This is a genomic window from Hymenobacter sp., from assembly GCF_036387835.1.
Taxonomy (GTDB): domain Bacteria; phylum Bacteroidota; class Bacteroidia; order Cytophagales; family Hymenobacteraceae; genus Hymenobacter.
The window spans coordinates 14679-41234 of the sequence record NZ_DASVSY010000080.1; the positions used below are offsets into that span (position 1 = coordinate 14679).

The following is a 26556-nucleotide window of genomic DNA, read 5'->3' on the forward strand; positions in this document are numbered from 1 at the left end:
TACCCCGCAACTTGAGTTAAGAAGCTAGGCCAAGCCGCGGGCCCTTATTGGCTGTCGAGTTCGAACCGCTCGAAGGTGGCGGTAGCCGCTACCGGTCCGCGGGCCAGCACGCCAACGCGTACGCCCCGGTCCCAGGGCGGTAGGTAGGTGCCGTTGATGGCCGCGGCCCCGGCGGCGGGCATGGCCTGCCAGGTTTTGCCGTTGTCGGCGCTATAGTCGAAGCGGAATTGGTTGCCTTTTTCGGCCTTTAAACGGAAAGTGAGACTTGTGCCAGTGGGCAGCTTGGTTTCACTTATGGTTTTCTGCTTGCCTTTTTCCAGCTGCCAGAGTTGCAGCTTGCCGTCGCCAGCCGTGAGGGCTATTGTATTTTCCGGGTCGCCGTGGGCGGCAATGCCGGCTACGGTGCCAGCGGGCAGCATGGCCGGGTTTAGCAGCGTGGTGGTAGCGGTGTAATCGGCGGTGGCGGTGGACTGGCCCAGGACCGCGCCGCTGTGTTGCGGGCGGGCCGTGAGTTGCAGCTTACCGCCGCGCACGGCCACGGTGGGCCGCTCCTCTACCGGCCACTGCCACGACGGCAACAGCGTGGCTTCGTTGAACTCGTCGGTCAGGTCGCGGATTTCAGCCACGGGGGCGGGTTTGGTTGGGATGGACCCGCCGTTGGTGAAATCCGGCCAGCCATCAGCCGTCCACTTGAACTCGCTGATAACGCCTTGGCGGCCCACAAACTCGAAGCTGCGGGTGTCGTAGGCGTGGTGCAGCATGTACCAGCGGTTGCCGCGGTTGAACACGGTGCCGTGGCCCGGGCAAGCCCATTTGTCGTTCTTGGTCAGGACGGGGTTCTTCTCGTATTTCTCCCAGGGCCCAAGCAGGTTTTTGGCCCGCGCAATGCCGATGCCATAGGTGCAAGTGTGTCCGCAGCAGCCATTGGCGGCATAAAAGGCGTAGAAATACTCGTTGCGCTTGATCATGGATACCCCTTCCACGAGGCTGCCTTCCCAGGGGGCGGTGTTGCGAAACAGCTCTTTCTTCTCGCCCAGCAAAGCCGTATGCTCGTCGTTGAGGCGCTGCGCCCAGATGGGCGTGGGCAGGTTGCGGCTGTTGCCGTCTTCTTTCCAAATCAGGTACAGCTCGTTTTTCTCGTCGCGCATCGGGAAGCCGTCAATCGAGCCGACCTCCTGCCCTACCAGCGGGCCCAGGTCGCGGTACGGGCCGGCCGGGTTGTCGGCCACGGCCACGCCTACGGCCAGGTTGCCGCCTTTCTTGTGGGCCGTGTAGTAGATGTAGGTTTTGTCGCCTTCCTGGCTGATTTCGGGAGCCCAGAAATAATAGTCGGCCCAGGTGGGCAGCTCGTTGGGAAACACATGGCCCGCCAGCTCCCAATCGGTAAGGTTGGTGGACTTCAGCAGCGGAAACACCGGGCCCCAGTTCGAAGAAGTGGCTGTGGCCCAATACGTGTCGCCTACTTTGGTGATGGAGGGGTCGGGAAAGTCGCCGGCCAGCACCGGATTCACGATGGAAATAGCCGGCTCATCGGCCTCTGCTTTGGTTTCGGCGGTATTGGAAGTAGGTGTGCTGACGGCGGTGGTTTTAATTTCTTGGCAGGCGCCTAGCACACCCAGGGTTAGGCCGAGCAGCAGGTTAATCTTCGGATGTAAGGCCATGAAGGGGCTATGATTTTGTGGATGGGTTGAATTGGGAGACAGGAGTTGGGAGTTAGAGGCTAGAAAGCTAGGAGTTCCCCTCCTTAAAAGAAGGAAAGGGACTCCTAGCTTTCTAGCTGCAACTGGCTACGTGCTACTCGCCGGCGGGCTCGGGCAGGGCTACGCCGACGGGAACGGGTGTGCCGAAGTTAGGCGTGCCGTCGGCGTTCCAAGTAAACTTCTGCATGCGCGGGCTGCGGGCGTCGCCACAACCTTTGTTGGGTGCGGCGTTGGCGTGGTACAGTATCCAGTCTTCCTGCCCGTTTTTCGACTTGAAAAAGGTGTTGTGGCCCGGCCCGTAGACGTTGTCGGTGGTACTCTTGGTAAATACCGGCGTGCGGGACTTCGTCCAGGCGGCGGGGTCCAGGGGGTCGGCGGTGCTGGAAGTGGCAAGCAAGCCCAGGGCGTAGTCGTCGGTGACGCAATGGCTGGCCGAGTATACCAGAAACGTCTTGCCGTCGTGCTTGAGCACCTCGGGGCCTTCGTTCACCTTGGGGTCGCCGATGGTTTCCCAGCTGAACTCCGGGCGGCTGAGTTGGGCGCGGGCACCGGTTAGGGTCCAGGGGTTGCTCATCTGGCAGATGTAGATGCGCTGCTCCACCGAACCCGCTTCCTGCCCCGACCACACCAGATACCGTTTGCCGTTCTGCTCGAGAATAGTGGCATCAATGGCCCACAAATCCTGGCCCGGCACCGCAAGCTGGCCTTTCTCCACCCAGGTGCCGGTGGTCGGGTCGGCGGCGGTATTTTCGAGCACCCACAGGCGCTGCCCGCCGCAGCAGTTGCCCGGCCCGGCCGTGAAGTACACGTACCATTTGCCGTCGAGAAAGTGAATTTCCGGCGCCCAGATGTCCTTGGCAGTAGCGCCGGTAGCCTGCGGCGTCCAGATAACCTTCCGCGGCGCAAAAGCCAGCTCCGACATCTTGGCCGTCTTCCACAGCGTAAGGTCCCGGCCCGTGGTGTGCATGTAGTAGTAGAAACCGTCCTTCTCTATCACCCAGGGGTCGGGGCCGGAAGCCAGCAGCGGGTTGCGGTAGGTAGTAGCTTCCGTTACCGGCCCGGTAGGCGTAGTAGCGGAGGGAGTGGTTTCTTTGGTACACGACAACAGGCCAACGAGCAACGTCGCGGACAGGATATTGCACAACGGGATGGGATGCATGGCAGGGAGAAGAGGCGAGCAAACAAGTTCGACAAAGTAAGCTAAACAACGAGCTGAACAGGATACGGCCAAAACGAACAGCCGCCCCGACCAGGGCCGGAGCGGCTGTTGAAAAGAGAAGTTGAAAACAACTTACCAGTTCTCGTTCTGCGCGAGCTTGTTCAAATCCACCTCCGACTGCAAGATCGGCAGCAGGCGCGAACGGCCTACCCGGAAATTGGTGAAGTCGGGGTCCCGGGCCTTCAACTGGTCGACAGTCGCTTGATTGTCGACCAGACCCCAGCGCTGCAAGTCAAACCACCGCACACCCTCGCCAGTCAGCTCCGTGATGCGCTCGTGCATGATCTGCATCCGTAGGCTTTCGCGGGTGAAATTGGCCGTGAGAGCAGCTAAGCCGGCGCGCTGGCGCACCCGGTTGATGAGCGGAACGGCAGCAGCCGTCTGTCCTTGTTCGTTGAGGGCTTCGGCTTGCTGGAGCAGCACATCAGCAAAGCGCAGCACGCGCTGGTTGATGGGCGAGTCGAAGTCTTCGAACGTGCGGTAGTAATCGGTGGCGTATTTGCGCCAGTACACACGGCCCAGGTTGCGGGCATCGGCCTTGTAGCGGGTCACAAAACCGGTGCCGTACACCAGTGTGTCGGCATCAACGGGCAGCGTAGTTGGGAACTGCGTTTGGTCGAAGCGGTTGTAGAACACAGTGGCGGCCAGGCGCGGGTCGCGCTGCCCATTGGCGGCAGGCTCCTGCAGAAACTCGCGCACCACCCAGGGCCGCACCTCTCCATCGCCAAAGCCCGCCCCCGGAATTCCGGGTACCGCGCCTCTTTCCGGTGTACCCGGAATGCCCCAGAATTGTGAGCGTTGCCCGCCCTGCGACGAGGTAGCATCGGGGCCGTTACCAGCATCATTGCCGCCTTTCTTCTCGTCGGAGAACTGCACCTCGAAAATGGACTCGGGGTTGTTTTCGGAGGTGTGGCGGAAGTTGCTGGTGAATGGTACGTTCTCAATCGTGTACACGCCCGAGTTGATTACCTGCGCGAATTGCGCCTGCGCATCGGCCCAGCGCTTGTTTTGCATGTAGACCTTGCCGAGCAGCGTGGTGGCGGCGCCCCTGGTGGCCCGGCCGACGTCAGCGCCCGTGTATCGGAGCGGCAAATCGGGCTGCGCAGCTTGCAGGTCGCTGATTACCTGGTCCCACACCTGCGCTTCCGTGCCTTGCGGGAAGGTCTGGTTTAGCTCGGTGGAATATTGCAGCACCAGCGGCACCTTGCCGTAGAGCGAAACCAGGTTGAAGTACGACAATGCCCGCAGAAACCGAGCTTCGGCCAAAACCCGCTTCTGCAGCGTAGCGTCCATGCCCTGAATGGTAGGCACCCGGTCGAGCACTTGGTTGCAGCGGAAAATGGTGCGGTAATGGTCGCGCCAGATGTTGCTCGATACTTCGAAATCGTAGTTGGACTGCACAAACTTGGTGAAGTCGGCCAGCTCGCCCCAGGGGCTTTGGCTGAAGCCCGTATCGTCGCGCAAATCGAAGGCAAAATTCAGCCAGCGCCGGTACATGCCCAGCCCTTGCAAGCCCGCGTAGCAGGCCGTGGAGCCTTTCACCGCATCGTCGCTGGTTTTCCACGACAATTCTACCAGCGGCAGATTGGGATTGGGCTGGTCGAGCAGATCTTTTTCGCAGGCCGTGGCACTTAGCAACAAGGTCCCTGCCAGACCCAGCCGCATTAAAAAAGAGGATTTCATATCAGGAGTAGATTTCGATTCGATGAGAGGAAAAGCGGCCTAGAATCCTGCCTGAATACCCAGCGTGAACGAGCGCAGGTTGGGGTACGAACCTTCGTCGATGCCCCGCGCCAGGTTGTTGTTGAGCGTACCGAATGTGCCGCTGCCCACTGTTTCGGGGTCGTAGCCGGTGTAGTCGGTCACGGTAAACACGTTCTGGCCGGTAGCAAATACCCGGAGCGAGCCAATGTACTTCGTGCGCTCCAGCATGGTCTTGGGGAACGTATAGCCGATCTGCACGTTTTTCAGGCGCAGATACGAGCCGTTTTCCAGCCAGCGCGTGGTATTCACCCGAGAATTGTAGCCCGCCGCGAAGCCACTCACCGGTCCGCCCGACTTGATAGCGCGCGGCGTGGTGGTCGAGGGATTGTCGGGAGTCCAGGGGCTGAAATCTGCCCGGTAGTTGCTGTTGTCGCTGGTGCGGTCGAGCAGGTACTTGGTGAGGTTCAGCACGTCGTTGCCTTGCACGCCCTGGAAGAAGGCCGTCAGGTCGAAGCCGCCGTAGCCGGCGCTCAGGTTGAGGCCGTACTGCAGTTTCGGGAACACCCGACCCACGTGCACCCGGTCCAGGTCACTGATTTGACCGTCGCCGTTGGTGTCTTTGTAGCGCACGTCGCCGGCCTGCAAGTCGGTAGGAATGTTGGTTTCGCCGGTCTGGTAGATGCCATCGAACTGATAGAGGTAGAACGAGCCGATTTCGTAGCCTACCTCCGTGCGGGTGCTGTTGCCGTAGCCGCCGTTGAAGAAGTTAGGAGCACCCGCGCCTTCCGCGCCGGTAGTGCCTAGGTCGAGCACCGTGTTCTTGATGGTGGTCAGGTTGGCCGTGGCGCCGTACCGGAACTTGTCCTTGGTTTCGTTGTAGCCCAGCTGCAATTCAAACCCCTTGTTTTCCAGCTTACCAAGGTTGCGGAACGGGTTGTCGCCGGCATTACCGAGGGTTTGGGGCAGGTTGGGGTTGATTAGCGCGTTGAAGGTCTGCGACACATAATAGTCGGCCGACAACGTCAGCTTGTCTTCCAGGAAACCGGCATCCAAACCCACGTTGGTGGTGCGGCGGTCTTCCCACCGGATGCCCGTGCTGGCGTAGTTGGTTTGTATCGCCCCATTGCCAAAGGCGTAGTTGGCATTGGTATTCAGAAAGCCCTGCGACACGTACGAGCCCCCGTAGAGCCCATTGATTTGGTCGTTGCCGAGGCGGCCGTAAGAAGCCCGCAGCTTCAGGTTGGAAACGGCCGTTACGTCCGCAAAAAACGCTTCCTTCGACACGCGCCAGCCCAGCGAAGCGGCCCCGAAGTTGCCCCAGCGGTTGTCCGGGTCGAAGCGCGACGAGCCGTCGCGGCGGAAAGCGGCCGTTACGAGGTAGCGCTGGTCGTAGTCGTAGGTGAGCTGCCCGAAGAGCGATTCTTTCGACCACACATAAGACGAGCCAATGGCCTGCGGGGTTTGGCTGCCGGCATCCAGGGCCCAGAAATAAGTGGGGCCGTTGCCGTAGCCGAAGTTAACGCCGCGGGTAAATTCCTGCTCGAAACGCTGCCGGCTGTAGCCTGCCACGGCAGTCAGGTTGTGCTGGCCGAAGCTCTTGTCGAAAGTGAGCGTATTTTCCACCATGCCAAACAGCTCGTTGCCTTGGCTGTCGCCGAAGTTCGAGAGTTGGGTGATGTCGTTTTGCCGCCAGACGCCGTATTTCCGCCGCTGCTGATCGTGGAAGCCGTGGTATTCGGTAGCTAGGTTGAGGCGGTAGCGCAGAAAGCTAAGAATGTCCACTTCCCCATATACGTTGCCTTGCAGGCGGTTGGAGGTGCCGGTATCGTTGAGCAGGTCCTGGGCCGCAATGGGGTTCAGGCCAAACGTATTGGCGTTGGGGTTGCCAATGCCGAAGCCGCCCGGCACGGTTGGGTCGAGTACAGTGTTGACGGGCAGCATCTGTACCACGTTGAAAAACGGCGACCCGTAAAACGGTATCACGTTCAGCCGCGTTTGGTTGGCGCGCGAAAGCAGGGCGTTTTCGCCGATGCGGAATCGGCCCCGGTTGAAGCCGGTGTTCACCCGGAACGTATAGCGCTCAAACTTCGGCCCCTGTACCGTGCCGTTTTGCTTGAAGTAGCCGCCCGACAAGTTGAAGGTGGAGTTGGGCCCGCCGCCCGAGAAACCCAGGTTGTAATCCTGAATCGAGCCTTGCTTGAAAAACTCTTCCTGCCAATCGGTATCAACGCCCGCCGGGATGTTGGCCGCGAACGGCTGGCGCGTCTGCCCGGAGTTTTCGTAGGCTTGGTTGTTGATGGTGGCCCACTGCTGCGCGTTGGTGAGGTCGAGGCGGCGCACCAGGTTTTGCACCCCACCGTTGGCACTAAAGCTTACGCTCGGGATACCCGCCTTGCCTTTCTTGGTGGTGATAATAATCACCCCGTTGGCCCCGGAGGCGCCGTACGGCGCCAGCGACGCCGCGTCCTTGAGCACCTGCACCGATTCTACGTCGGCAGGGTTGAAGTCGCGCTGGCCGCTTTGGTTTTGCACCCACAGCCCGTCGATAACGTAGAGCGGGCCACTGCCGCTGGCTACCGTGCCAAGGCCCCGGATGTTGATGTTGGGCGCCTGCCCCGGCTGGCCGGAGTTGGTTACCGTCACGCCCGGCAGGCGGCCCTGGATGGCTTCACCTACGCTAGCCACCGGCGCCCGGCGTACTTCCTGCGCCGTCACCGACGATACCGCGCCGGTTACGTTTTGGCGCTCTTGGGTGAGGTAGCCCACTACCACTACTTCGTTCAGGGCTTTGGTATCGGGAGCCAGCGGCGTGTCGATGGTGGTGCGGCCGCTTACTGGCACTTCTTTGGCCGTGTAGCCCACGTAAGAGAATACCAGTGTCGCGTTATCGGGTACGCCGGAGAGGGTATAGCGACCCTCTATATCGGTTTGGGCACCGTTGGAGGTGCCTCTTACCAGCACGTTTACGCCGGGAATACCCTCCCCTTTTTCGTCGGTTACCCGGCCTGTTACGGTTATGTCGGGGTTGACAATGGTTGCAGGGGCACTGCCTGGAAGTTCGGCGCCTAGCGCAGGGGCGGCTCCTACTGCCAGGGGCAGGCAGCTAAGCAGAACCGGCAAAGCATAATGTTGAGGTTTAGGTACAGGGCACTTCATGGGAATTTGGGGATTGATTTAAAAAAAGAAAAAGGCACTTATCCGCAAACGATTGGGGCTTACCTCATTTCAGCACATATCATGAGAGCTTAAAATGGAAAAGGTCAATTCCTGAGCTTCTTACTTGCCTTCCTGCCAACTACACCTTCTACTGTCGAGCTACTGAAAGAGGAGCATCAAGATGCGGCCAATGTAGTAGTATTCTATTTATTTATTGTGCTTTCACAGCGTTTATTAGCATATAAATGTAGAATAACAGCTAAAAAACTCAAGGAGTCTCGCCTTCAACGCTACAGCACGCCAGCTCATTAGGTAGCCTTTTACGCGAACTAGCCCTAGCTATCATTATTCGATATTTCACATTTATAAATATCAACTAAAATGCAAACCTTTGCATTTGCACTTTTACAGGTTATTTCAGGCAGCGAAGATTCTTTGTAGTTGTGGCTATGGTACCACATCAGTTACCCTGTTTATTTGCCCAACCACTCACTGCACTTCCCATGAGCCAGAGATTGTTTGCCTCCCGCCGGTTGTTTCTGCGTACCACCGCTCTAAGTTTAGTCTCACTGCCTCTCGTCTTGGAAGCCTGCACTCTTGAATCCACTAAACAGGGCACCTACACCAACCCGGTGTACCCCCATTCCTTCCCCGATCCGTTTGTGTTAGCGCACGAAGGCACGTACTATGCTTTCGGCACCACCGGCCAAGACCGCACCAGCCCCGACAACCGCATCTTCACGGTGCTTACCTCGCCGAACCTCGTGGACTGGAAGCCCGTGGGTGGTGCCCTGGTGCCACCACCCGGCGCGGAGGGCGCCGACTTTTGGGCCCCCGAGGTGGTCTTCCACGAGGGTACGTTCTACATGTACTACTCCATGGGAGGCGGCGCCATTGCGGCCACCGTCGGCCACCGCCTGCACGTGGCCACCAGCAAAAGCCCCGCGGGCCCCTACGAAATGGCCGCCTTACTCGACGTACCCGAAAGCAAGTTCACCATCGACGCCCACCCCTACCGCGACACCGACGGCCAGTGGTACCTCTTCTACGCCCGCGACTTCACCGATACCGACAATGGCTACCGCCCCGGCACCGGTCTGGCGGTAGACAAGCTGCTCGGCATGACCCGCCTGGCCGGCGAGAGTCGCACCGTCATGCGGGCCCGCCACCCCTGGACGGTATTCGAGAAGAACCGCACTATGCCGCTCTATGACAACCGCACTTTTGCCGAGTGGCACACCCTGGAAGGTCCCTTCCTGCGCCGCCACGAAGGCAAGTACTACTGCTTCTACAGCGGCGCCAATTTCCTGACCGACCGGTACGGCGTCGACTACTGCGTGGCCGATTCCATCCTCGGCCCTTACTCCGATGCCGGCGCCGAAAACGGCGCGCGGGTGCTGCATCAGGTACCCGGCAAAGTGCGCGGCCCCGGCCACCACTCCCACATCATGGCCCCCAACGGCAAAACCGAGTTCCTGGTCTACCACGCCTGGAACACGGGCATGAAAGAGCGTCAACTCTGTATCGACCGGCTGGAGTGGACGGCGCAAGGCCCTCGCGCCGTGGGCCCAACCTACACGCCGCAGCCGCGGCCATGAGTAGTTAGCAGAGGGAGTACGCCAGCTCACCAGGCTACTCTACCACCAGAGCCGAGTGAGGTCTTTATTCATGATAAGCAGAGTGGCAGAGTTGACTAACAGTTCAGCTTTGCCACTCTGCTTATTCGCTTTTATGCTCCAGGATGTACTTGGGCAGCGAAAGGAAGTTGCCAGAGCTACTGGAGCTTCAGAACAAGCAAGCGCTGAACGCCCCTTGATAGATTCGGCGCTGTTTCGGATGGCAATTCGGCCACGTTGTGCACATGCCAAAATTGTGTACTAACAACTGTTAATTGAACATTTTATATAAACTCTATGCTCACACATTTGGTGCACACTATAATTATATAGGATTAGACCTTTAACCCAGTAGAATAATACCAAGCATACTTGGCAATAACCTAGTCGTGCTAGGTCCGTTTCGTTTTGCTGAATCGTTTTAGCTACTTAACTTCCCCCCCATGCAATCGATTTCACGTCTGCTTTCCGATTCAAAATCTTCCACCACAAGCTGTTCTTCTCTTCATTAAAATCCACTACCGTTCTATGAAAAAACTCTATCTACGCCACAGCAAAAGCTGGGCCGCAGGGCTACACTGGTTTTGCTTGCTGTTGGTACTGCTGGTGCCAGGCTACGCACAGGCCAACACTCCCATTCAGCTGGAAGCAGAAAGCGCCACGCTCAACGGAGTAGTTGTCGGCAACACCATTCCGAACTACGCAGGCACGGGCTACGCCTGGGATTTTGTGGATGCTACCGATAATGTTGCCTTCACTTTCCAGGCTCCGGCGGGCGAATACGACCTGCTGATTCGCTACACATCACCTTACGGCGAAAAGGGTTACAATCTCGTCGTAAACGGTGTTACCTCGTCGGCCATGTTTGCCAGTACCGGCAACACCTTCGGTTCAACCAGCGGGGGTCGGTTTACGCTAGCTGCGGGCCAGAACACCGTGCAAATCGGCGCTGGCTGGGGCTACTACGGCATCGACTACATTATTCTCACGCCGGTGAGTGCGGCCCCGGCCCCCATCGTGCCCCTGGTTAACGGCCGGGCCGAGGCGGAGTTAGGAGTCCTCACGGGCGTAACAGTGGGCAATACGCCCGCAGGTGCTTTTTCGGGCACTGGTTACGTAACCGGCTTTGATGCCGCCCCAGACAACGTAAGCATCACTTTCCAGGCCACGGCTGGCTTGTACAAGCTCGGGCTGGGCTACAACTCTCCCTACGGCAACAAAGGCTACGACCTGACGGTGAACAACGAAACCGGTTCGGGTGTACTCATCGCGAATGGTGCTCTGTTTGAGAAAGCAGATGCAGGCGTCTTTTATCTGAAAGACGGCCTGAACACGGTCGTGGTTGGTCGAGGCTGGGGCTACTACAATATCGACTACATCGAGCTGACGCCTACCTCCGTTGCCCTACCCGCGCCGGTGCCCGCTACGCTCACCGATGCCCAAGCCACCCCGGCCACGCAGGCCTTGTTTGGGTACCTACGCAGCCTTTACGGCACCAAAACCCTGTCTGGACAGCACGCTGGCGCAGAAGATCGGCTGGCCGACATTCAGTACATCATCAACAACACCAGCAAGGAGCCGGCCCTAGGCAGCTTCGATTTGATAGAGTACTCTCCCTCGCGCCGGCTCTACGGCTCCAACCCTACGGGCTACAGCGAGCAGTACCTGGCGTGGGCCCAGAAAGACCAAGGCCGGGGCATTGTAAGTTTGATGTGGCACTGGAATGCGCCCACAGACCTGATCAACAGCGGAGACAACTTGTGGTGGAGGGGCTTCTATACCACGGGTACTACCTTTGATCTGACTACCGTGCTGGCCGACCCAGCCGGCAGCAAGTATCAATTGCTGCTGCGCGACATCGATGCCATTGCCGTGGAGCTGAAGAAGTTTCAGGCGGCCAACGTACCAGTGCTCTGGCGCCCTCTGCACGAAGCGCAAGGTGGCTGGTTCTGGTGGGGAGCCAAGGGCCCCGATTCTTACAAAGCCCTCTGGCGCCTCATGCATGACCGGCTTACCAACTACCATCAGCTGCACAACCTGATTTGGGTATATGCGGGCACGCAGGACGCAGGTGCCGACTGGTACCCCGGCGATGCGTACGTTGATATCAGTGGCTCTGACTTGTATTTGCAGCCTTCGGCCACGATGAGCAGCGACTGGAACAAGCTACAGGCCCAGCACGACGGCAAAAAACTGGTAGCCCTTACCGAAAGCGGCAATCTGCCGGACCCCGACAAGGTGCGGGCATATGCTACCTGGTGGTCGTGGTTTACGCTGTGGTCGGGTGCCGACTATATCCGAGGCCAGCCGCTGCCCTTGCTCCAGCGCGTGTACAACGACCGGGACGTCATCACCCGCGACGAGCTGCCCAACTGGCGCGCTTTGTTCGGTCCGCTGACGCTGACTGCGGCTAAGCAGGATGCCAAGTGCTCGGGCAACGCCGATGGCAGCATTACGGCCACATTCGGCGGCGGAACCTCAACTTATCAAGTGAAATTGGGCGCCGCGGGTACGTATAGCCAGCAAGCTTCGCCTTACACGTTCACTAACCTGGCGCCGGGTACCTACACCGTGTTTGTGAAAGACGCGGCGGGCACAGAAGCTCAGCAGACCCTGGCCGTGGGCGCTACGGGCATTACCCCTGCTCCGCGCATTGCCGTCAGCCGTACCGATCAAACCAACACCGGGGGCAACGCCCAAACCGTTTATCTAGGCTACGGAGCGCAGCAACTTACGCTCACCGCTTCCGACGCCAGCGCCTCCACGACTACCACCTATAGCTGGAGCGCAGTGAATGGCGGACCCAGCTTGAGTGGGGCCAATAGCGCCACGCCGGTTTTCCAGCCCACCCAGGCCGGTACATACACCTACACGCTGACGGCCACCAACGCACAGGGCTGCTCGGCCACCGCCACCGTGACGCTCAACGTAATTGATGCGCAGTGCGGCAACGGAGGCAATGCAGGCAACAAAGTGTTGGTATGCCACAACGGCAACTTGCTGTGCATAAACGCCGCTAGTGTGCAGAACCACCTGGCGCACCAAGACCAACTCGGAACGTGTGCTCCGGCCGCGTCGCGCACGGCCCTGGCTAACCACTCGGCGGCTGCCACGGGGATGGTAGTAGAAGCTTATCCGAACCCTTTCACGACCAGCACTACCTTACGCTTCCGCACCCTTGAGTCGGGCAAGGCGCAGGTATACGTTTACAGTGTGATGGGACAAAAGGTAGCCACGCTCTACGACCAGTTCTCCGGAGCTGGTGAAGCCCATGAGGTTACGCTAAACGGCCAAGGCCTGGCTGCTGGCATGTACACCTGCCACTTGATACTCAATGGCAAAGTGGAAGTAGTCCGGCTGATGCTAGCCAAGTAAGCAGCTAAGCATTTTCAATTACATGTTAAACGAGGTGGCTACCGTTGACGGTAGCCACCTCGTTTGTTTGGTGGCATTCCTACGGAGTAACGCATAGCCTATCAAAATCAGTTTTGAATGTACTTTGCACCCGTCACAAAGGGAATTTGAATTGATCTGCCACACCTGAAATCCCGGCATTAAAGCGCGGCAGCTCTGCATCGACCGGCTTTCCTGGACAACGCAAGCCCTGCACGCTATAGGCACAATACGCCGCAGCCGTACGTGGGTATCCAAATAGGTCGTCATGCTGAGCATGTGGCGCAGCCGCAGTCGAAGCATCTCGTTAGTGTGGTAACCTTCTGTACCAACCATTGAAGCGAGATGCTTCGGCAAGCGGATGCCAGACAGAGCACAACGGCCTAGTTGAACAGGCTCTAAGTGGGGTTTGACTTCCTGAGAATAAAAAGCTTATTTTCAGTTACTAGCAGAACACTGTAGAGACGCCACACTTGGCGTCTCGTCGTTGAACAACCGGAACCGCATTTCTATATAAACAACGTCAGCAACGACGAGACGCCGCCAGCTTTTTTACAAGGCTTGTGTAATTATGAAAACACTCTCCATTCTCACCGCACTGCTTTGGTCGCTATCGGCCTATGCTCAGGCAAGACCAATGCGCCTGGCGCAATGTTATCAGGAGGCGTACCGCTCCGTGCTGGCCAGCTCAGAGTTCAAGAAATTCCGCGAAAATCAGCGCGGCGTTGCTGTATTTGATAGCATCGTTTTCGAGGACCAAAGCCTGTTTACAGTGGAGCTAGGCAAACACTGGAACTATCAGGGCCCGAAGAAAGAAAATCAACTCCGGGACTCTTTGGCTGCTGTTGATACCAAGACTTGGCACAAACCTTTCTACTCTCCTCTCACAGCGAATCTTACGGTTGCCTCAGCTACAGAAAAAGGCTGCGTAGTGATTCTGTTTTCTTGCCTGCACAAGGATGTGCTGCTCGCCGAAGTAAGTGTAAACCATGAAGGCGGCGCGGCACTACATGATATTCTATCTGTGTTCAATCAAACTGTGCGCTACCTGCTGTTCTTCGGACCCGATGGAAAAGTGCGGCAGTATCATACGCAGTTGGTGAGCTATAACTAAAGTCGTATTCCAAAAAACTCTCCGACCTTCGGCCACCAATTCGCCGTTTTCGTTGTTACCAACGAATGCATACGACCACTCTGTTGACTGAACAACCTACTTATACCGACCCTTACGCCATAGAGAAAGAATTGCGTAAGGTGCAGGCCCTCATGAAGCTGGAACAGCAGGAGGACCTCGAGCAATTCAAAATGAAGAATGCCAAGGCCAGTATTGCCGAGCGCCAGCAGCGCGGCCTGACTTGGTACCCCGTCACCATCACCAAGGAAGACATTGGCTTCGGCGGCAAGCTGGTAATTGAGTTGGAACGGCCGGCTTCGCAAAAGGGCCTGCACCTGTTTCAGGTGGGCAAGAATGCGGCCTTGTTTGGCAACATCCCCGGCCGTTCCGGCTCGGACCGGCCCACGCTCAATGGCGTGATTACGGCCGTCAAGCGCAACAAAATCCTGCTCGCTACCACCAAAGAAGACCTCCCCGATTGGGTGGAAGAAGGCAAGCTCGGCATCGACCTGACCTTCGACGAGGTGAGCTACCGCGAGATGGAGTACGCCTTGGGCAAGGTGATGGGGGCCTTCGACGGCCGCCTGGCCGAGCTGCGCAATGTGCTGCTTGGGGCTAAACCCGCGCAGTTTCGCCCCGAAAATGAGGCCACGCTCTACTACCCTAGCCCACTCAATGAATCGCAGCTAGCGGCCGTGCGGCACGTGCTGGCGGCCAAGGACGTGGCTATTATTCATGGTCCGCCCGGCACCGGCAAAACCACCACGCTGGTACAGGCCATTCTGGAAACCATTCGGCGGGAGCGGCGGGTGCTGGTGTGCGCCCCGAGCAACACGGCCGTGGATTTGCTGACCGAAAAGCTGGCCGAGCGCGGCGTGAACGTGATTCGGATGGGCAACCCTTCGCGGGTGTCGGACCTATTGCTGCACCACACGCTCGACGCCCAGATTATGGAGCACAAAAGCTACCCCGAGCTGAAAAGTATGCGCCAGACCGCCGAGCAATATCGCGAAGCGGCCAGCAAGTTCAAGCGCCACTTCGGGTGGGAAGAGCGGGAGGAACGCCGCCAGCTCAAGGAGCAGGCCCACCTGTTGCTACAGGATTCCGACAACCTGGAGCGCTACATCACCGAAGACCTGCTCGACAAGGTGCAGGTGATTACCTGCACGCTGGTAGGCGCCTCCAACCGCGCCATCCGCCACCTTTCCTACGAAACCATTTTCATCGACGAAGCCGCCCAAGCCCTGGAGCCGGGCTGCTGGATTCCGATAACCAAAGGCAACCGCGTGGTGCTGGCCGGCGACCACCAGCAGCTGCCGCCCACCGTTAAGAGCGAGAAAGCCGGCGCCCTGCGCGAAACGCTGTTCGAGAAGTGCATCCGGCGCCAGCCCGAAACGGCCCGCATGCTGCAAGTGCAGTACCGCATGCACGAGCAGATCATGGAATTCAGCTCCGAGCAGTTCTACGATGGCAAGCTGCAAGCCGCCCCCACCGTGGCCCACGCCGACCTACCCGACTACGACATCCGCTTCGCCCCCGACCAAGCCGTGGAGTTTCTGGATACCGCCGGCTTTGGCTTCCAGGAACTCGGTATTGCTGAAAGCCGCTCCATTGCCAACCCCGAAGAAGCCGACCTGCTGCTCAAGCGCCTGGCGCAACTTCTGGAGCCCTACGACGCCGCCGACCACACCGAGGACCTACTAACCATTGGGGTTATTGCCCCCTACCGCGCCCAAATCAACTATTTGAAAGACGCAGTAGAAGACAACGACGAGCTGGCTGGCCTCATGGAGCACCGGATGCTGAGCGTCGGCACCGTCGATTCGTTTCAGGGCCAGGAGCGCGACATAATTGCCATCAGCCTCACCCGCAGCAACGCCCAGGGCGACATCGGCTTCCTGAGCGACATCCGCCGCATGAACGTGGGCATGACCCGCGCCCGCAAGAAGCTCCTCATCGTCGGCGACTCGTCCACGCTCGGCTCGCACCCGTTCTACAAGGCGTTTCTGGACTATACGGAAAGCATTGGGGCGTACCGCACAGCTTGGGAGCTGCAGTAAGTGAAGTAGCTTCCTGGTTCTTCAGAGCAACGAAAACCCGCATGAAAAGGCCCTTTAGGTATCTAGCGGGCCTTTTTTATGGCAATCACCCTGAAATGCGGATTAAGCGCTGAGCGTAAAAAAATTCTGGTTCGGTAGCAACAGCGAGGTTCAAGTTCTTCGACCACATTCAAGTTAAACAGCCTCATTAATCGCCCAAGGAACTTCCATTCCGTTGCGTTTATAACTTGATGCCGGTTCCAAGAAGTGAACGTAAGAAGGATTTGACGACTGCCGCAAAGCGTTCTGGCTGGTCTACGTGGAGCGCGTGGCCAGCTTGCCGGATTTGTTTCGCTTGCAATACAGGATTAAGACGCTGCAACTCTTCTGCAACCCCTGCGGAAACAATGCCTTTATCAGCAAATAAGAGAAGGCTTGGAATATCAATCTCGCTCACTACCTGCTTATAATCGGGGTTTGGTGGTGTGAGCACATCAAACGCATTCATGCTCGTTTGAAGGCGGGCCCGAGCGAAAAGCTCCAGGGTTTCTGCTGACCGGTTAGGATGTCTGATCCGCGCGTCGGCCACTACTTCATCCAAGGACATTGTAAGCACTTTTCGATGCTGATCAGCCACGTTACTATCCTGAACCTCGCGCTGAACTTTTGAACTCAGAAAGGTTGGGTCGGCCAAGAGTAGGCCACGAAGTAGATTGGGTTTACGACTTGCTACCACGGCCGCCGTCATCCCGCCCATGGAATGCCCGAGCAGCAAGGGCGGCGGAAGCCGCAGGACCTTGATTAACCCGGCAATATCGTTTGCCTGGTCTTCGTAGCGGTAGCCATAGTCCGGTACGCTCGACTGGCCATGTCCCCGGGCATCGGGCATGATGACGTCGTAGTCGTTCTCCAGCATCCGGGCCAAACCTGACCAGCACAGGCCATTCATCATCAAGCCATGGAGCAGAATCAAAGGCGGTTTGTTGCCTCCGGTTCTGGTGTAGTGGATGGCAATTCCGTTTGCTTCGCAGACGGCGGTGTTCCAGTCGGTCATTTGTCGTTTCCTCCAAGCGCAAACTTCCCGGTGAAGTTAATCTTACAAGGTGCGGAGTAGGTCAGTTGCTAGCGGCCTGCAAGTCGGGTTGATTACTAGTGGAGGGCTGCTAGCATCTAGGGTAAGCTAGCGCGGCTGTTGCAGCAATACTGTTGTGCACGTGCTTTCCGGCTCCTTTACCAGAGTGGACGTGTGGAATCTTTTGTTGATGGCATTTATATCCTCTCTACCGCAGAGCACCACAACATCGCCCGCTTTCAACTCCGCGATTTGCTGAGCTTCTTTCAAGGCAACTGTATGCTTGTACTTGGCCTGGGCGGCCAGGCGGTAATACATCATAGAAGCGTTGTAATCGGTGTTCGCAAACAACGTGTAGGTGGTGAGCTCGGGTTTCTGCGCAGCCATGGCCTTGAGCTGAAATCCGTACCCGAGGGTATAATCCTCACGCCGTCCTTCAAACAACTCGCTAATCCGCTGATACATCCGCACGACAGGCACGGTAAACAGCCCCATCGTAAAGAAAACGGCCACAAACGCGGCCGCTTGCACCCCACCCTGCTTGTACTGCCAGGCAAGCATAGCGTCGAGTAGCTGCCCTAGGCTCAGTCCAATAAGCATAGCAGCCAATGGATACAGGGGCATGTCGTACCACTCCAGCATGGTGCTGGAACTAGATATAAGTACGAAATGCAGAATCACAACCAACCCTGCAAACACGGTGAAATTCCGCTGGACGGCACTAACAGAAAAGCGCCAGATAACCAGGAAGCTCAGCGGGAATAGCAGCAGCCACGGCATAAACTCGCCGTCATACATGCTCTTAAGATACCAATGCCAGGGGTGCCAATGGTCTTCCAGCGTAGTAAGCAACCGCCCACCCAGCTCGTTTTGCGACACGGCCGCCAGGTAGCCCGGATTGTACTGCTCACGGGCGAAGTAGTAGCCCAGCACAACGGCTACGGCCGCTACGGCGCCTATATAAACCTCGGGCCGCCGCAACAGCCACAGCAGGCGCCGCCGGTAGATGGCATAAAGCAAAAAGGCGGGTGGCCAGAACAGGCCGGCAATGCCTTTAGTCAGGGTGGCTAGCACAAGCGCAACGGCCGTCCAAACGAAATCCATGGGCCGTTGTCGTTCCAGGTAGCGGAAGAAAGCGAGGGCCGCAATGGTCACCCAAAGCGTGAGCAAGGTATCATAGTCGCCGGTGCGGGCGGTGTGCAAATCGTTGTAGCCGGTTGCCGTAACTAGTATCAGAACGGCAAAAACGGCTCCCCACAAGTTTTTCAACTGCCGATACGAGAAGAAGTATATCAGCGCAGTTGTAAGAACTGAGGCTATCATCGTAGGCAGCCGAAACGCGGTTTCGGAGTAGCCAAGCAAGCGCAACGACAACACCTCCAGCCAAATCAGCAAAGGGGGCTTGGTGTTCCACATATCCGGCTTACCGTCGAAGTACGTCACCAGCCAATTACCGTTTTGCTCCATTTCGGCGGCATTAACGGCCAAGCGCCCTTCATCCCAAATAAGAATAGGCGAAGAACCCACTTTGTGTACCAGCATCATGTACAACAAGGGCAGCAAGCCGATTGCAATCAGGTAGGGCTGCCATCGTCCGGGCTGCGTTTCAATTGGCTGCAGCGTGTGCTGCCGGGTATCAGTTGAGAACATGTAACTAGCTCTATAAATCAGCAATTCTGCACTGCGCTCTACGAGGTCAGCAAACGAAAGCAAGTACGCCCGTAACTCGCGCGACCCCGCTGTTTACTTAGCACAAATGTTACTCAATAGCCTGTGCGGTCCTAGTTGAACTTAAATGATGCTGCTCTACCTCATCATTTTTTACTGGTCGAACTTCTGTGTAGCAGCTACGTCGGCCGCCTGTAAAGGAAGTCGCCTTCTTCTCAACCCCCACTTTAGCAGGTGATTGAAAAGAAGGCGACTTAGGGAAGAACGATGGAAGGCTACCGAGCCCAATTACTACAGCACCTCAATCACCGACATGGTGTGCGGCGCGTCGGACTTCTTGTTGACGAAGTTCTTTTCCGGCTTGTCGAAATCGGAGACGTAGAGGCGGTTGCCTTTGAGGAGCACTTCGGCCGGCTGATCGAGGAGGCCGTCGGTGCCGTCGGTGTCGCCGTTTTGCGCTAAGGTCGTGACGGAGTTGTCTGCCAGGTTGATGACGTTGATGGCGTTTTCGCGCGAGTTGCAGACGTACACCTTATTGGTTTTGCGGTCGATGACCAAGCCGTCGATACAGGGAATTTTCTTGCCGGTGAGCGTTAAGGCCTCTTTTTTGGCGAGGGTGCCATCGGGCTTCATGGTCATTTTATAGAACGTACCGTCGCCGAACGAGCCGGTGTAGAAGTTGCCCTTACTATCGTAGTCGAGGCCGTCGGCGCCGTTATCGACGCCGGTTTCGTTGACTTGAGTGGTGAAAGTGGCCAGCACGTGCGGGTCCATGGTTTTGGGCTTCAGGTGTACCACTCCCTTGTTGAGTTCGGCCAACGTGAAGGCTAGCACGGCGCTGCCTTTGTCGTTGTCGGGCAGGTCCCACTGGCTGTCCGTCACGTAGATTTTATTGCCTTTCCAAACCACCGCGTTGGCTAGGGCGAAGTTATCGACCACCGTTTCTACGGCGCCGGGCTTGCCGTTGGTCACCCGCACGCGCATCAGCCGGGATTTGAAATCTTTGCTGTTTTCGTACTGGTTTTCGGCGTAATAGAGGTTGCCATCGGGTCCGAAGGCCAGGTCCATGGGGGCGGCTTTCTTGGTGGTGGGCTCTACGGGCAAGTTGCTTAGGTAGGGCTTGAGGCTGGTATCGGTCATTTCCATGAGCACCGCCGGCTTGGAATTATCGGCCAGGTTGGGCACGGATAGAATAAGGCTGCCGTTGGGCGCCAGCGCCAGGCCGTCGGGGGTGTTGTGGGCGTCGTCGAGGGTATGTAGCAGCTTGGGGCTCCCGACTTTGGCGATGGTATCGGTGGCGGCAGGCGCGGTGGTAGAGTCGCCGGGCAGGGCGGGTAGTTCGGGGGTCGTTGGCGTTTCGGTGTTGGTCTTGGACTGGCAGGCAGCCAGTAGGGCGCCGCTGAGCAGCAGCGGGAAGAAGTTGGTTTTCATAAGAAGGTGAGGCAGACTACGGAGTAGAACGATTTCAATAGTAAGCTTAACGGACTACTGATAAGCTTGATAATAGATGCCAAAATTTTACATCTCACAACCCATTCGTTTAGGTTCGAGTATCACTCTGTGGAGGCTAGAATTACCGTTCATTTCCGTAACTAGCCGCCCGAATCCCATTTTCCAACCACACCAGGACTCACCCGTCCCCTGCAGTATGGCTCAAATCAGCGAAAACAAAGTCGTCACCATCACCTACGACCTGAGCGTGACCGACGACAACCAGGAAAAAGTGCTCGTCGAATCGGCCGAAGCGGATGCGCCCATGGTGTTCCTGTTCGGCCAAAGCGGCCTGCCCGAGGAGTTTGAGCGCCAGCTCGATGGCAAGCAAGCCGGCGACTCGTTCACTTTCTCGCTCACCCCCGAGCAAGCGTACGGCGAGTACGATGATCAAGCCGTAGTCGACATCCCCAAAAACGTATTCGAAATCGATGGCCAGGTAGACCAGGAGATGCTGCAAGTCGGCAACTTCCTGCCCATGGCCGACAACCAGGGCCACCACATGCAAGGCAAAGTGGTAGAAATCGGCGCCGACAGCGTGAAAATGGATTTCAACCACCCCCTGGCCGGCATGGTCATGCACTTCGACGGCAAAGTAGCCGAGGTGCGCGAAGCCACCCAGGAAGAGCTGGACCACGGCCACGTGCACGGCGAAGGCGGCCACGAAGACCACTAGGTTTCATTGAAGTTGCGAGCAGTGAAACGGGGCCATTAGGCCCCGTTTTTTGTTTGCCTGTTCCCGTATTTGCCTTTCACACCCACTGCAAATAGCCAAATAAGTTGGATATTCGTCTTCCGCACTTGAAATCCACCCCGCCTGCAATGATACCCGACGACCGTCTCAACCAACTCGAACCCCTGCTGTCCGAAGCCCTAACGGTCTTGGACCGCCACACCGCCCAACTCAAGCAGCACACGGGCCTGCTGAATCAGGTGCTTACTATAGCCGGCCAGCACAGCGACACACTTGGCTTTGTGCTGCAGGAGCAGGCAGAGATGAAAGCGCAAATGCAAAGCAATCAGGAAGAAGTAAATGGAAAGCTGAGCTTGATTCTGGAAAAACTTGGCAAGCTGGATAGATAATCCTGAATTAAACACTTCGGCTGCGAAGTAACCGAGGTACACGGAGCCGCAATAGTGGAACTAAGTCAAGCGCAGCCCAAACAACCTTCAGTAGCTTTGTATAAATTTATATGCTTTTTTCTTCACAATATTTCTCGCTGGCCCTGCCTTTGTTATTATATCGTATTTGTTCTTTCCTATATTAATGTTCTCTCGGTATGCCAAGAACGAAGAAATTATATTTTCTTTTCATGTCTGGATAATACTCACTTATTTTCTTTCTGTGTGTTTGGCTGGCGTTCGGGAACATGGTGCTAATTTGATTAGTCCATTATTTATGAACATTTTATATGGAGGCGTAAATAACTTACGATTTTATCAAACTTGGATAGTTTCGTTCATATTGATACTACCGTTTCTGATTAGCTATTATATATTTTACAATCATATTTTTCAAAAAAGAAAATACCTAAAAGTTTAACTTGTAGCGGTTTCGTGAACGGTGTACGTTAGGCACTCCCTCTCCTTTTCGGAAAGGGGGCCGGGAGGTGAGGCGAACAGCGGAACGGCCGGTACACCGTTCGTGAAACCGCTATATAGCAGTTTCGTGAACGATGCATCCGTTGCTGTAGCAACGTATCTTTGCGTCTCCTCGTTGAACAAGCGGTGAGCAGGCGGCGCGGACGATGTAGACGCAACGATGCGTCGCTACAAGCGGCCATACTGTTCACCAAACCGCTATACTACTCCCCACCGCCGCCCGTAGCTCCGGCCAAAACTCCCGGAAATCCGCCTCGTATGCGGGCAGCTCCTCCAGAAATGCCGCGGCGCCCATAGCCAGCACGGCGCCAGCGGGCACACGGCGGCTCAGGCCTAGCAGAGCCCGTTCCAGGCCTTCCGGGTGGGCGTAGCCGCTGAGCCAATCGTCGCGGCGCATGTAGTGAAGCATGTGCTGCAGGCGCTCTGGTAGCTCCTCGCGGCGGGCGTGGAGTAAAGCGTAGTGGCGTTGGGCAAAGGCGGGTAAGGATTCAGTGGCGTCTTGATGATAGTGAGCGAAATCGCGGGCCAGCAGGTGGTCGAAACCAACATCGGAGACGACGCCGGCCCATTTGCCGAGGCCAGCAGCGCGCAGACGGGCCGTGGTACGACGCACAAGCGGATGGGCATCGGTGAATGAATCGATGAAGCGGTGTAAGCGGATGCCGCGCTGCACGGCGGGCGCATAGGCTTCCAGAGCAGCCCGACCGCGCACGGCTTCGGCGGCAAAGTTGCCGACTACTACGTCGGCGTAGTCGGGAGCAGCGGGTGAACCGGAGAGCAGCAGATGGGCCAGAAAGTTCATGGGCTGGTGGTTGATTGTTGAAGGTTGATTGTTAATCGTGGGGTATATGCTGGCTGTTTACTGTTACTACTAGCAATCAACTACCAACAATCAGCAACCCGCAAAATAACCTTCGCACGGTAGAGCCGTATTCCTTAGCTCCAACCTACACTACCAAAACCCTGAAATTATGGCCGAGCAAGTTGCCGTTAGTCACGATGTAACTGAGCTGATCAAGCGCATCAAGGACATCAAGATTGCCATGCTGACTACTGCCGAGCAAGATGGCACCCTCCACAGCCGTCCTATGTACACACAGGAGCCGCAAAACGACGGTACGCTGTGGTTCTACACCGAGAAGGACTCCGCCAAGATCTACGAAGTTCGGCAAGACCAGCACGTAAACCTAGGCTATTCCAAGCCCAACGATAACCTCTACGTGTCCATTTCTGGCACCGCAACGGTTACCACCAACTCCGAACTCATCAAAAAGTATTGGTCGGAAGGCCTGAAAGCGTGGTTCCCCAAAGGCCCCGAAGACCCGAATATTGCCCTGCTCCGCATCGATATCGTGCGCGGCGAGTATTGGGACCAGCCCAGCAACCTCCTGGTACGCGCCTTCGGGTACGTGAAAGCCGTGGCGACCGGCGAACGGTACCAGCCCACCGGCGACGAGCACACCCAGGTAAAACTCTAGTCCATCCTCATTACGCCGCGAAGCGCTGCTTTGCGCCTCACACGCGATTCGCATTATCGAGCCGGCGGGGTGAGCGACAAAGCAGCGTTTTGTGCCAGCAACCCAAACAACCTAAGTGTCTTTCTGAGCTATCTACGAAGGGGCGGAAGCAATTCCGCCCCTTATTTGTTGTTTTAAAGCTTGGTGTGCTACTAGTTGATAGGATTAGGACGAGCCGCAGACTCTGAACAGCTTCTCGTGCGATTATCTGTTTGGAATGTCAGCTAACATCTTGCTACTCACTACTTCGCACTAGCTACTCATCCCTGAAGAAGCTAGATTAAAGCTGCTGTACTTGCTTACTACTGTTACTTTATTTACTCTCCAACCCAACCAGAAACGGTGGGGACTGGCGCAAATGGGCACCTCGCCGCCGCAGTTACAAAAGGTGCCGGGCTTGCGCTTTTTCAAGCTGGCCGGCAGCGGCGCTGCCAACGGGTTCGGGCTCTGGCCCAATTTGCACCGCTACGGCTTCGTAGCCGTATGGGACTCACCCGAAACCGCCGCCGCTTTCTTTGCCGAACACCCACTCTGGCAAGAGTACCGCCAGCGCAGTGTTGAAACCTGGACGCTGGACCTGGCGCCCCTAAAATCGCACGGCCTTTGGGACGGCGTAAAGCCCTTTGACTACCCCACGCCGGAAACTACCGTACCCGACGACGCACCCGTCGCCGTACTCACCCGCGCCTCTATCCGGTGGCAGAAAACGTGGCGCTTCTGGCAGTATGTGGAGCCCACCAGCGCCGCCTTGGCTCGCGCCGACGGTGTGCGCGTAGCCATTGGCCTAGGCGAACTGCCCATCATCCGTCAAGCCACCTTTAGCGTGTGGGAATCCGCCCAAAAGATGCAGCAGTACGCCTACCGCGACGCTACCCATCGTGAAGTCATCAAGCTTACGCGCCAGGAAAACTGGTACGGCGAGGAGCTTTTTGCCCGGTTCCAAGTGCTGCGTAGCGAGGGTACATTGGACGGCAAGAATCCGCTGGAAGCGTAACCGCTTTAAGCTGTAGAGACGCGACACTTGGCGTCTCGTCGTTGAACAACCGGAGGTACTCAGCCTTAACAACGTCAGCAACGAGAGACGCGCACCGAAGGTCGGCATAGCCAAGTGTCGCGTCCCTACATCGCCGTAGTATTGCAAAATTACTACTCTCCACCCATCCATTCCGGAAACCACCCTACCGTTTTGGTAGGGTTATAATAGCCTTCAGATGCCGCATCTCAAGGCTTTATTTATTTCTATGCTCTGATTATCAATTATATAAAGTAAAATAAATTTAAATCTCTGGAATCGGCATTGGTCTTGGATTCTGGTCCGCATCGCCTTTGATGAAGGCGGTACCTCACGGACTTTTTTCACCTAACCAATTCACCTTTTTCACCGATGAACACGCTACTTCCTACCGATCAACCTACCAACTTGCCGAAGTGGCAGCAGCCCGAAAAAGTGGCGGGGTGGGTCTTTCTGGCTGGCCTTGTGGGGGCCGGCGTGTACAGTTGGGGCATCATCGTGCCCTACCTCGTTGATATCGTGTTCGACACCGTGAAACTTGGTATTGGGCTTGGGGTGCTGTTCGTCCTGTTTCTGCTGGTTACCAACAAGCAGATCAAAACGGGGCTTTGGTACGCCGGGCAGCGCATTTTCCGCACGGCGGCGGGCATCTTCGTTGATACCGACCCCATCGGCATCATGGAAAGCTACATCCGCAACACCGAGAAGGAAGCCCGCAACATGGAGGGCGAGGTGGGCCACATCGAAGGGGCGCACGAGCTGGTAAAGCGCAAGCTGACCGACAACCAGAACCAGATGCAGGAGTACCTGGCCCTAGCCGCTTCGGCCACCCGGCAGGGCGAAAAGGACGCCGCCGAAAGCTATGCCTCCCGTGCCGCCCAGCTCCAGGACTACAACCAGCGCCTGACGCCCATGCTCACCACCACGGCCAACGTGAGCCTGGTAATGCGCCAGATCCTGAAAGCCGCCCTGCGCCAAATCGACAACAGCAAGTTCAAAGTAGGCCTGCTGAAAGACGAATACGCGCTGGTGAAGCGCACCAGCTCCGGCATGCGGGCCGCCATGAACATCCTGCGCGGCGACCCCGACAAGAAGTACTTCTTCGACCTCGCCACCGACCGGGTAGCCCAGGACATGGCCGCGCAGCTCGGCCAGATCAAGCAGGCCATGCGCTACTCGCAGGAGTTCGTGAAGGAAATGGACATCCAGAACGGCGTGATGAGCGAGAAAGGCCAGCGCCTGCTCGGCATGTACCAAAAAGGCGAGTTCAGCGCCATCATGGACGAAAAGCCCCAAGCACAACAGTCCTCCACCCAAATCCGCAACGCCTCTAATGATGCCTATTCTAGCCTGCTTGACTAGCTTTTTGCTGATGACGCTGGTGCTAGCGGGTCTGAATGCGCTCTTCCCCGCGGCACCCCTCAGCCAGCTGCGCCCCGCGCCTACCTCGGCGTCTCATACCCGGCCTGCCTTTGCTACGGCACCTAAAGTAGCCCCCGTAGCAGCGTGGCGGCCTACCCTTCCTCAATTCTAACTCTCTAGTTTCTCCACAATACAATGACTACTCGCGGTAAAATCGTAATCGGCCTACTCTTGGTAGTGGGCCTGTACTTCGGAATCAACAAGCTGGTTTCCAGCGGTGCCGTGTTCAAGAAAGCTGACACGCAGTCGGTATTGCTCAACTCCATTGAGTTGCCCACCGCCGCCGGCAACGGCAACCGGGCCAACGTGGCGGTGCCCCTGGCTGCCCTGCCCGGCACCACACCCGCCGAGAAAGGCACGCCCATCACGTGGGAAGTAATGGCCTGGAACTCGCAAATGGCGGGTATGCTGGCCAACGGCGGCCCCCGCACCACCCAGGGTTCGGCCATGGCCGCCAACGGCCTCGACCTCCAGATTGTGCGCCAGGACGACGTGGCAAAAATGCAGGCCGACCTGGTGAAAAACGCCGCCGACCTCGACGCCAATCCCAGCACGCCCGGCCTGCTAGTGAGCATCATGGGCGACGGACTGCCCGGCTTCTCGGCCGTGCAGGAACAGCTCAAAAAAGCCGGCACGCAGCTTCAGATCATCCCCTATTCGGTGGGTAAATCGTTCGGGGAAGACAAGCTAATGGGCCCGAAAGAGTGGCTCGACAACCCCAAGCTGGCCGTGGGCAAAACCATTGCCTGCTACCTGCGCGACGGTGACCAGAACATTGCCCTGAAATGGTGCGCCGACAACGGCCTCAAAGTCAACCCCGACGAAACCACT

General features: G+C 57.2%; 19 protein-coding genes. 11 read left to right on the forward strand and 8 right to left on the reverse strand.

Annotated features, from left to right (window positions below):
* Positions 1-44: 44 nt before the first annotated feature.
* The 4 genes from VF639_RS16155 to VF639_RS16170 all read right to left on the reverse strand — a co-directional run bounded on the left by VF639_RS16155 (position 45) and on the right by VF639_RS16170 (position 7779).
* The gene (locus VF639_RS16155) at positions 45-1661 is read right to left on the reverse strand and encodes a family 43 glycosylhydrolase (protein ID WP_331146961.1); all 1617 of its coding nucleotides are present in this window, start codon (positions 1659-1661) and stop codon (positions 45-47) included.
* Between the two features lie 133 nt (positions 1662-1794).
* On the reverse strand, positions 1795-2859 hold the full coding sequence (locus tag VF639_RS16160) for a glycoside hydrolase family 43 protein (RefSeq protein WP_331146962.1): 1065 nt from the start codon (positions 2857-2859) through the stop codon (positions 1795-1797).
* Between the two features lie 132 nt (positions 2860-2991).
* On the reverse strand, positions 2992-4602 hold the full coding sequence (locus VF639_RS16165; RefSeq protein WP_331146963.1) for a RagB/SusD family nutrient uptake outer membrane protein: 1611 nt from the start codon (positions 4600-4602) through the stop codon (positions 2992-2994).
* 39 nt (positions 4603-4641) lie between these two features.
* A complete protein-coding gene (locus VF639_RS16170; protein WP_331146964.1) occupies positions 4642-7779 on the reverse strand; it encodes a SusC/RagA family TonB-linked outer membrane protein in 3138 nt (1045 codons plus the stop codon).
* Between the two features lie 503 nt (positions 7780-8282).
* On the opposite strand from VF639_RS16170, the gene VF639_RS16175 reads away from it, so the two are divergent.
* The 4 genes from VF639_RS16175 (at position 8283) to VF639_RS16190 (ending at position 15962) form a co-directional block, all read left to right on the forward strand.
* Positions 8283-9377, forward strand: coding sequence for a glycoside hydrolase family 43 protein (locus VF639_RS16175; protein ID WP_331146965.1), 1095 nt, complete (start codon positions 8283-8285; stop codon positions 9375-9377).
* A gap of 546 nt (positions 9378-9923) precedes the next feature.
* Entirely contained in the window at positions 9924-12770 is a 2847-nt protein-coding gene (locus VF639_RS16180) for a glycosyl hydrolase (protein WP_331146966.1), read from the forward strand.
* A 589-nt stretch (positions 12771-13359) separates the two neighbouring features.
* The gene (locus tag VF639_RS16185; RefSeq protein ID WP_331146967.1) at positions 13360-13902 is read left to right on the forward strand and encodes a hypothetical protein; all 543 of its coding nucleotides are present in this window, start codon (positions 13360-13362) and stop codon (positions 13900-13902) included.
* Positions 13903-13967: 65 nt separating this feature from the next.
* Positions 13968-15962, forward strand: a complete 1995-nt coding sequence (locus VF639_RS16190) for an AAA domain-containing protein (protein WP_331146968.1) — start codon at positions 13968-13970, stop codon at positions 15960-15962.
* Positions 15963-16182: 220 nt separating this feature from the next.
* On the opposite strand, the gene VF639_RS16195 is transcribed toward VF639_RS16190, so the two are convergent.
* The 3 genes from VF639_RS16195 to VF639_RS16205 form a co-directional block, all read right to left on the reverse strand.
* Positions 16183-16995 carry an alpha/beta fold hydrolase gene (locus VF639_RS16195; RefSeq protein WP_331146969.1) on the reverse strand — a complete coding sequence of 271 codons (813 nt, stop codon included), beginning with the start codon at positions 16993-16995 and terminating at the stop codon, positions 16183-16185.
* A 126-nt stretch (positions 16996-17121) separates the two neighbouring features.
* Positions 17122-18663 (reverse strand): ArnT family glycosyltransferase, encoded by a 1542-nt coding sequence (locus VF639_RS16200; RefSeq protein WP_331146970.1) that lies wholly within the window; start codon positions 18661-18663, stop codon positions 17122-17124.
* A 309-nt stretch (positions 18664-18972) separates the two neighbouring features.
* A complete protein-coding gene (locus VF639_RS16205; protein WP_331146971.1) occupies positions 18973-20112 on the reverse strand; it encodes an SMP-30/gluconolactonase/LRE family protein in 1140 nt (379 codons plus the stop codon).
* A 217-nt stretch (positions 20113-20329) separates the two neighbouring features.
* On the opposite strand from VF639_RS16205, the gene VF639_RS16210 reads away from it, so the two are divergent.
* Positions 20330-20848, forward strand: coding sequence for an FKBP-type peptidyl-prolyl cis-trans isomerase (locus VF639_RS16210; RefSeq protein WP_331146972.1), 519 nt, complete (start codon positions 20330-20332; stop codon positions 20846-20848).
* Positions 20849-20994: 146 nt separating this feature from the next.
* A complete protein-coding gene (locus VF639_RS16215) occupies positions 20995-21255 on the forward strand; it encodes a hypothetical protein (protein ID WP_331146973.1) in 261 nt (86 codons plus the stop codon).
* Positions 21256-21961: 706 nt separating this feature from the next.
* Here VF639_RS16215 and VF639_RS16220 read toward each other — a convergent pair.
* Positions 21962-22576, reverse strand: coding sequence for an acyl carrier protein phosphodiesterase (locus VF639_RS16220; protein ID WP_331146974.1), 615 nt, complete (start codon positions 22574-22576; stop codon positions 21962-21964).
* A 169-nt stretch (positions 22577-22745) separates the two neighbouring features.
* On the opposite strand from VF639_RS16220, the gene VF639_RS16225 reads away from it, so the two are divergent.
* The 5 genes from VF639_RS16225 to VF639_RS16245 form a co-directional block, all read left to right on the forward strand.
* Positions 22746-23252 carry a pyridoxamine 5'-phosphate oxidase family protein gene (locus VF639_RS16225; RefSeq protein WP_331146975.1) on the forward strand — a complete coding sequence of 169 codons (507 nt, stop codon included), beginning with the start codon at positions 22746-22748 and terminating at the stop codon, positions 23250-23252.
* 334 nt (positions 23253-23586) lie between these two features.
* Positions 23587-24285, forward strand: coding sequence for a spheroidene monooxygenase (locus VF639_RS16230; RefSeq protein WP_331146976.1), 699 nt, complete (start codon positions 23587-23589; stop codon positions 24283-24285).
* A 390-nt stretch (positions 24286-24675) separates the two neighbouring features.
* Complete coding sequence (locus tag VF639_RS16235; protein WP_331146977.1) at positions 24676-25665, forward strand: hypothetical protein; 990 nt, start codon at positions 24676-24678, stop codon at positions 25663-25665.
* Positions 25658-25837: a hypothetical protein gene (locus tag VF639_RS16240; protein ID WP_331146978.1), complete on the forward strand. Its 180-nt coding sequence runs from the start codon at positions 25658-25660 to the stop codon at positions 25835-25837. Before VF639_RS16235 ends, VF639_RS16240 begins: the two co-directional genes overlap by 8 nt.
* A gap of 23 nt (positions 25838-25860) precedes the next feature.
* Positions 25861-26556: hypothetical protein (locus VF639_RS16245; RefSeq protein ID WP_331146979.1), on the forward strand; the 696-nt coding region annotated here is incomplete at its 3' end.

Bases quoted from the DNA above. Each gene is read 5' to 3' on its own strand.
- VF639_RS16155 (WP_331146961.1), bottom strand. From the start codon at position 1,661: ATGGCCTTACATCCGAAGATTAACCTGCTGCTCGGCCTAACCCTGGGT.
- VF639_RS16160 (WP_331146962.1), bottom strand. From the start codon at position 2,859: ATGCATCCCATCCCGTTGTGCAATATCCTGTCCGCGACGTTGCTCGTT.
- VF639_RS16165 (WP_331146963.1), bottom strand. From the start codon at position 4,602: ATGAAATCCTCTTTTTTAATGCGGCTGGGTCTGGCAGGGACCTTGTTG.
- VF639_RS16170 (WP_331146964.1), bottom strand. From the start codon at position 7,779: ATGAAGTGCCCTGTACCTAAACCTCAACATTATGCTTTGCCGGTTCTG.
- VF639_RS16175 (WP_331146965.1), top strand. From the start codon at position 8,283: ATGAGCCAGAGATTGTTTGCCTCCCGCCGGTTGTTTCTGCGTACCACC.
- VF639_RS16180 (WP_331146966.1), top strand. From the start codon at position 9,924: ATGAAAAAACTCTATCTACGCCACAGCAAAAGCTGGGCCGCAGGGCTA.
- VF639_RS16185 (WP_331146967.1), top strand. From the start codon at position 13,360: ATGAAAACACTCTCCATTCTCACCGCACTGCTTTGGTCGCTATCGGCC.
- VF639_RS16190 (WP_331146968.1), top strand. From the start codon at position 13,968: ATGCATACGACCACTCTGTTGACTGAACAACCTACTTATACCGACCCT.
- VF639_RS16195 (WP_331146969.1), bottom strand. From the start codon at position 16,995: ATGACCGACTGGAACACCGCCGTCTGCGAAGCAAACGGAATTGCCATC.
- VF639_RS16200 (WP_331146970.1), bottom strand. From the start codon at position 18,663: ATGTTCTCAACTGATACCCGGCAGCACACGCTGCAGCCAATTGAAACG.
- VF639_RS16205 (WP_331146971.1), bottom strand. From the start codon at position 20,112: ATGAAAACCAACTTCTTCCCGCTGCTGCTCAGCGGCGCCCTACTGGCT.
- VF639_RS16210 (WP_331146972.1), top strand. From the start codon at position 20,330: ATGGCTCAAATCAGCGAAAACAAAGTCGTCACCATCACCTACGACCTG.
- VF639_RS16215 (WP_331146973.1), top strand. From the start codon at position 20,995: ATGATACCCGACGACCGTCTCAACCAACTCGAACCCCTGCTGTCCGAA.
- VF639_RS16220 (WP_331146974.1), bottom strand. From the start codon at position 22,576: ATGAACTTTCTGGCCCATCTGCTGCTCTCCGGTTCACCCGCTGCTCCC.
- VF639_RS16225 (WP_331146975.1), top strand. From the start codon at position 22,746: ATGGCCGAGCAAGTTGCCGTTAGTCACGATGTAACTGAGCTGATCAAG.
- VF639_RS16235 (WP_331146977.1), top strand. From the start codon at position 24,676: ATGAACACGCTACTTCCTACCGATCAACCTACCAACTTGCCGAAGTGG.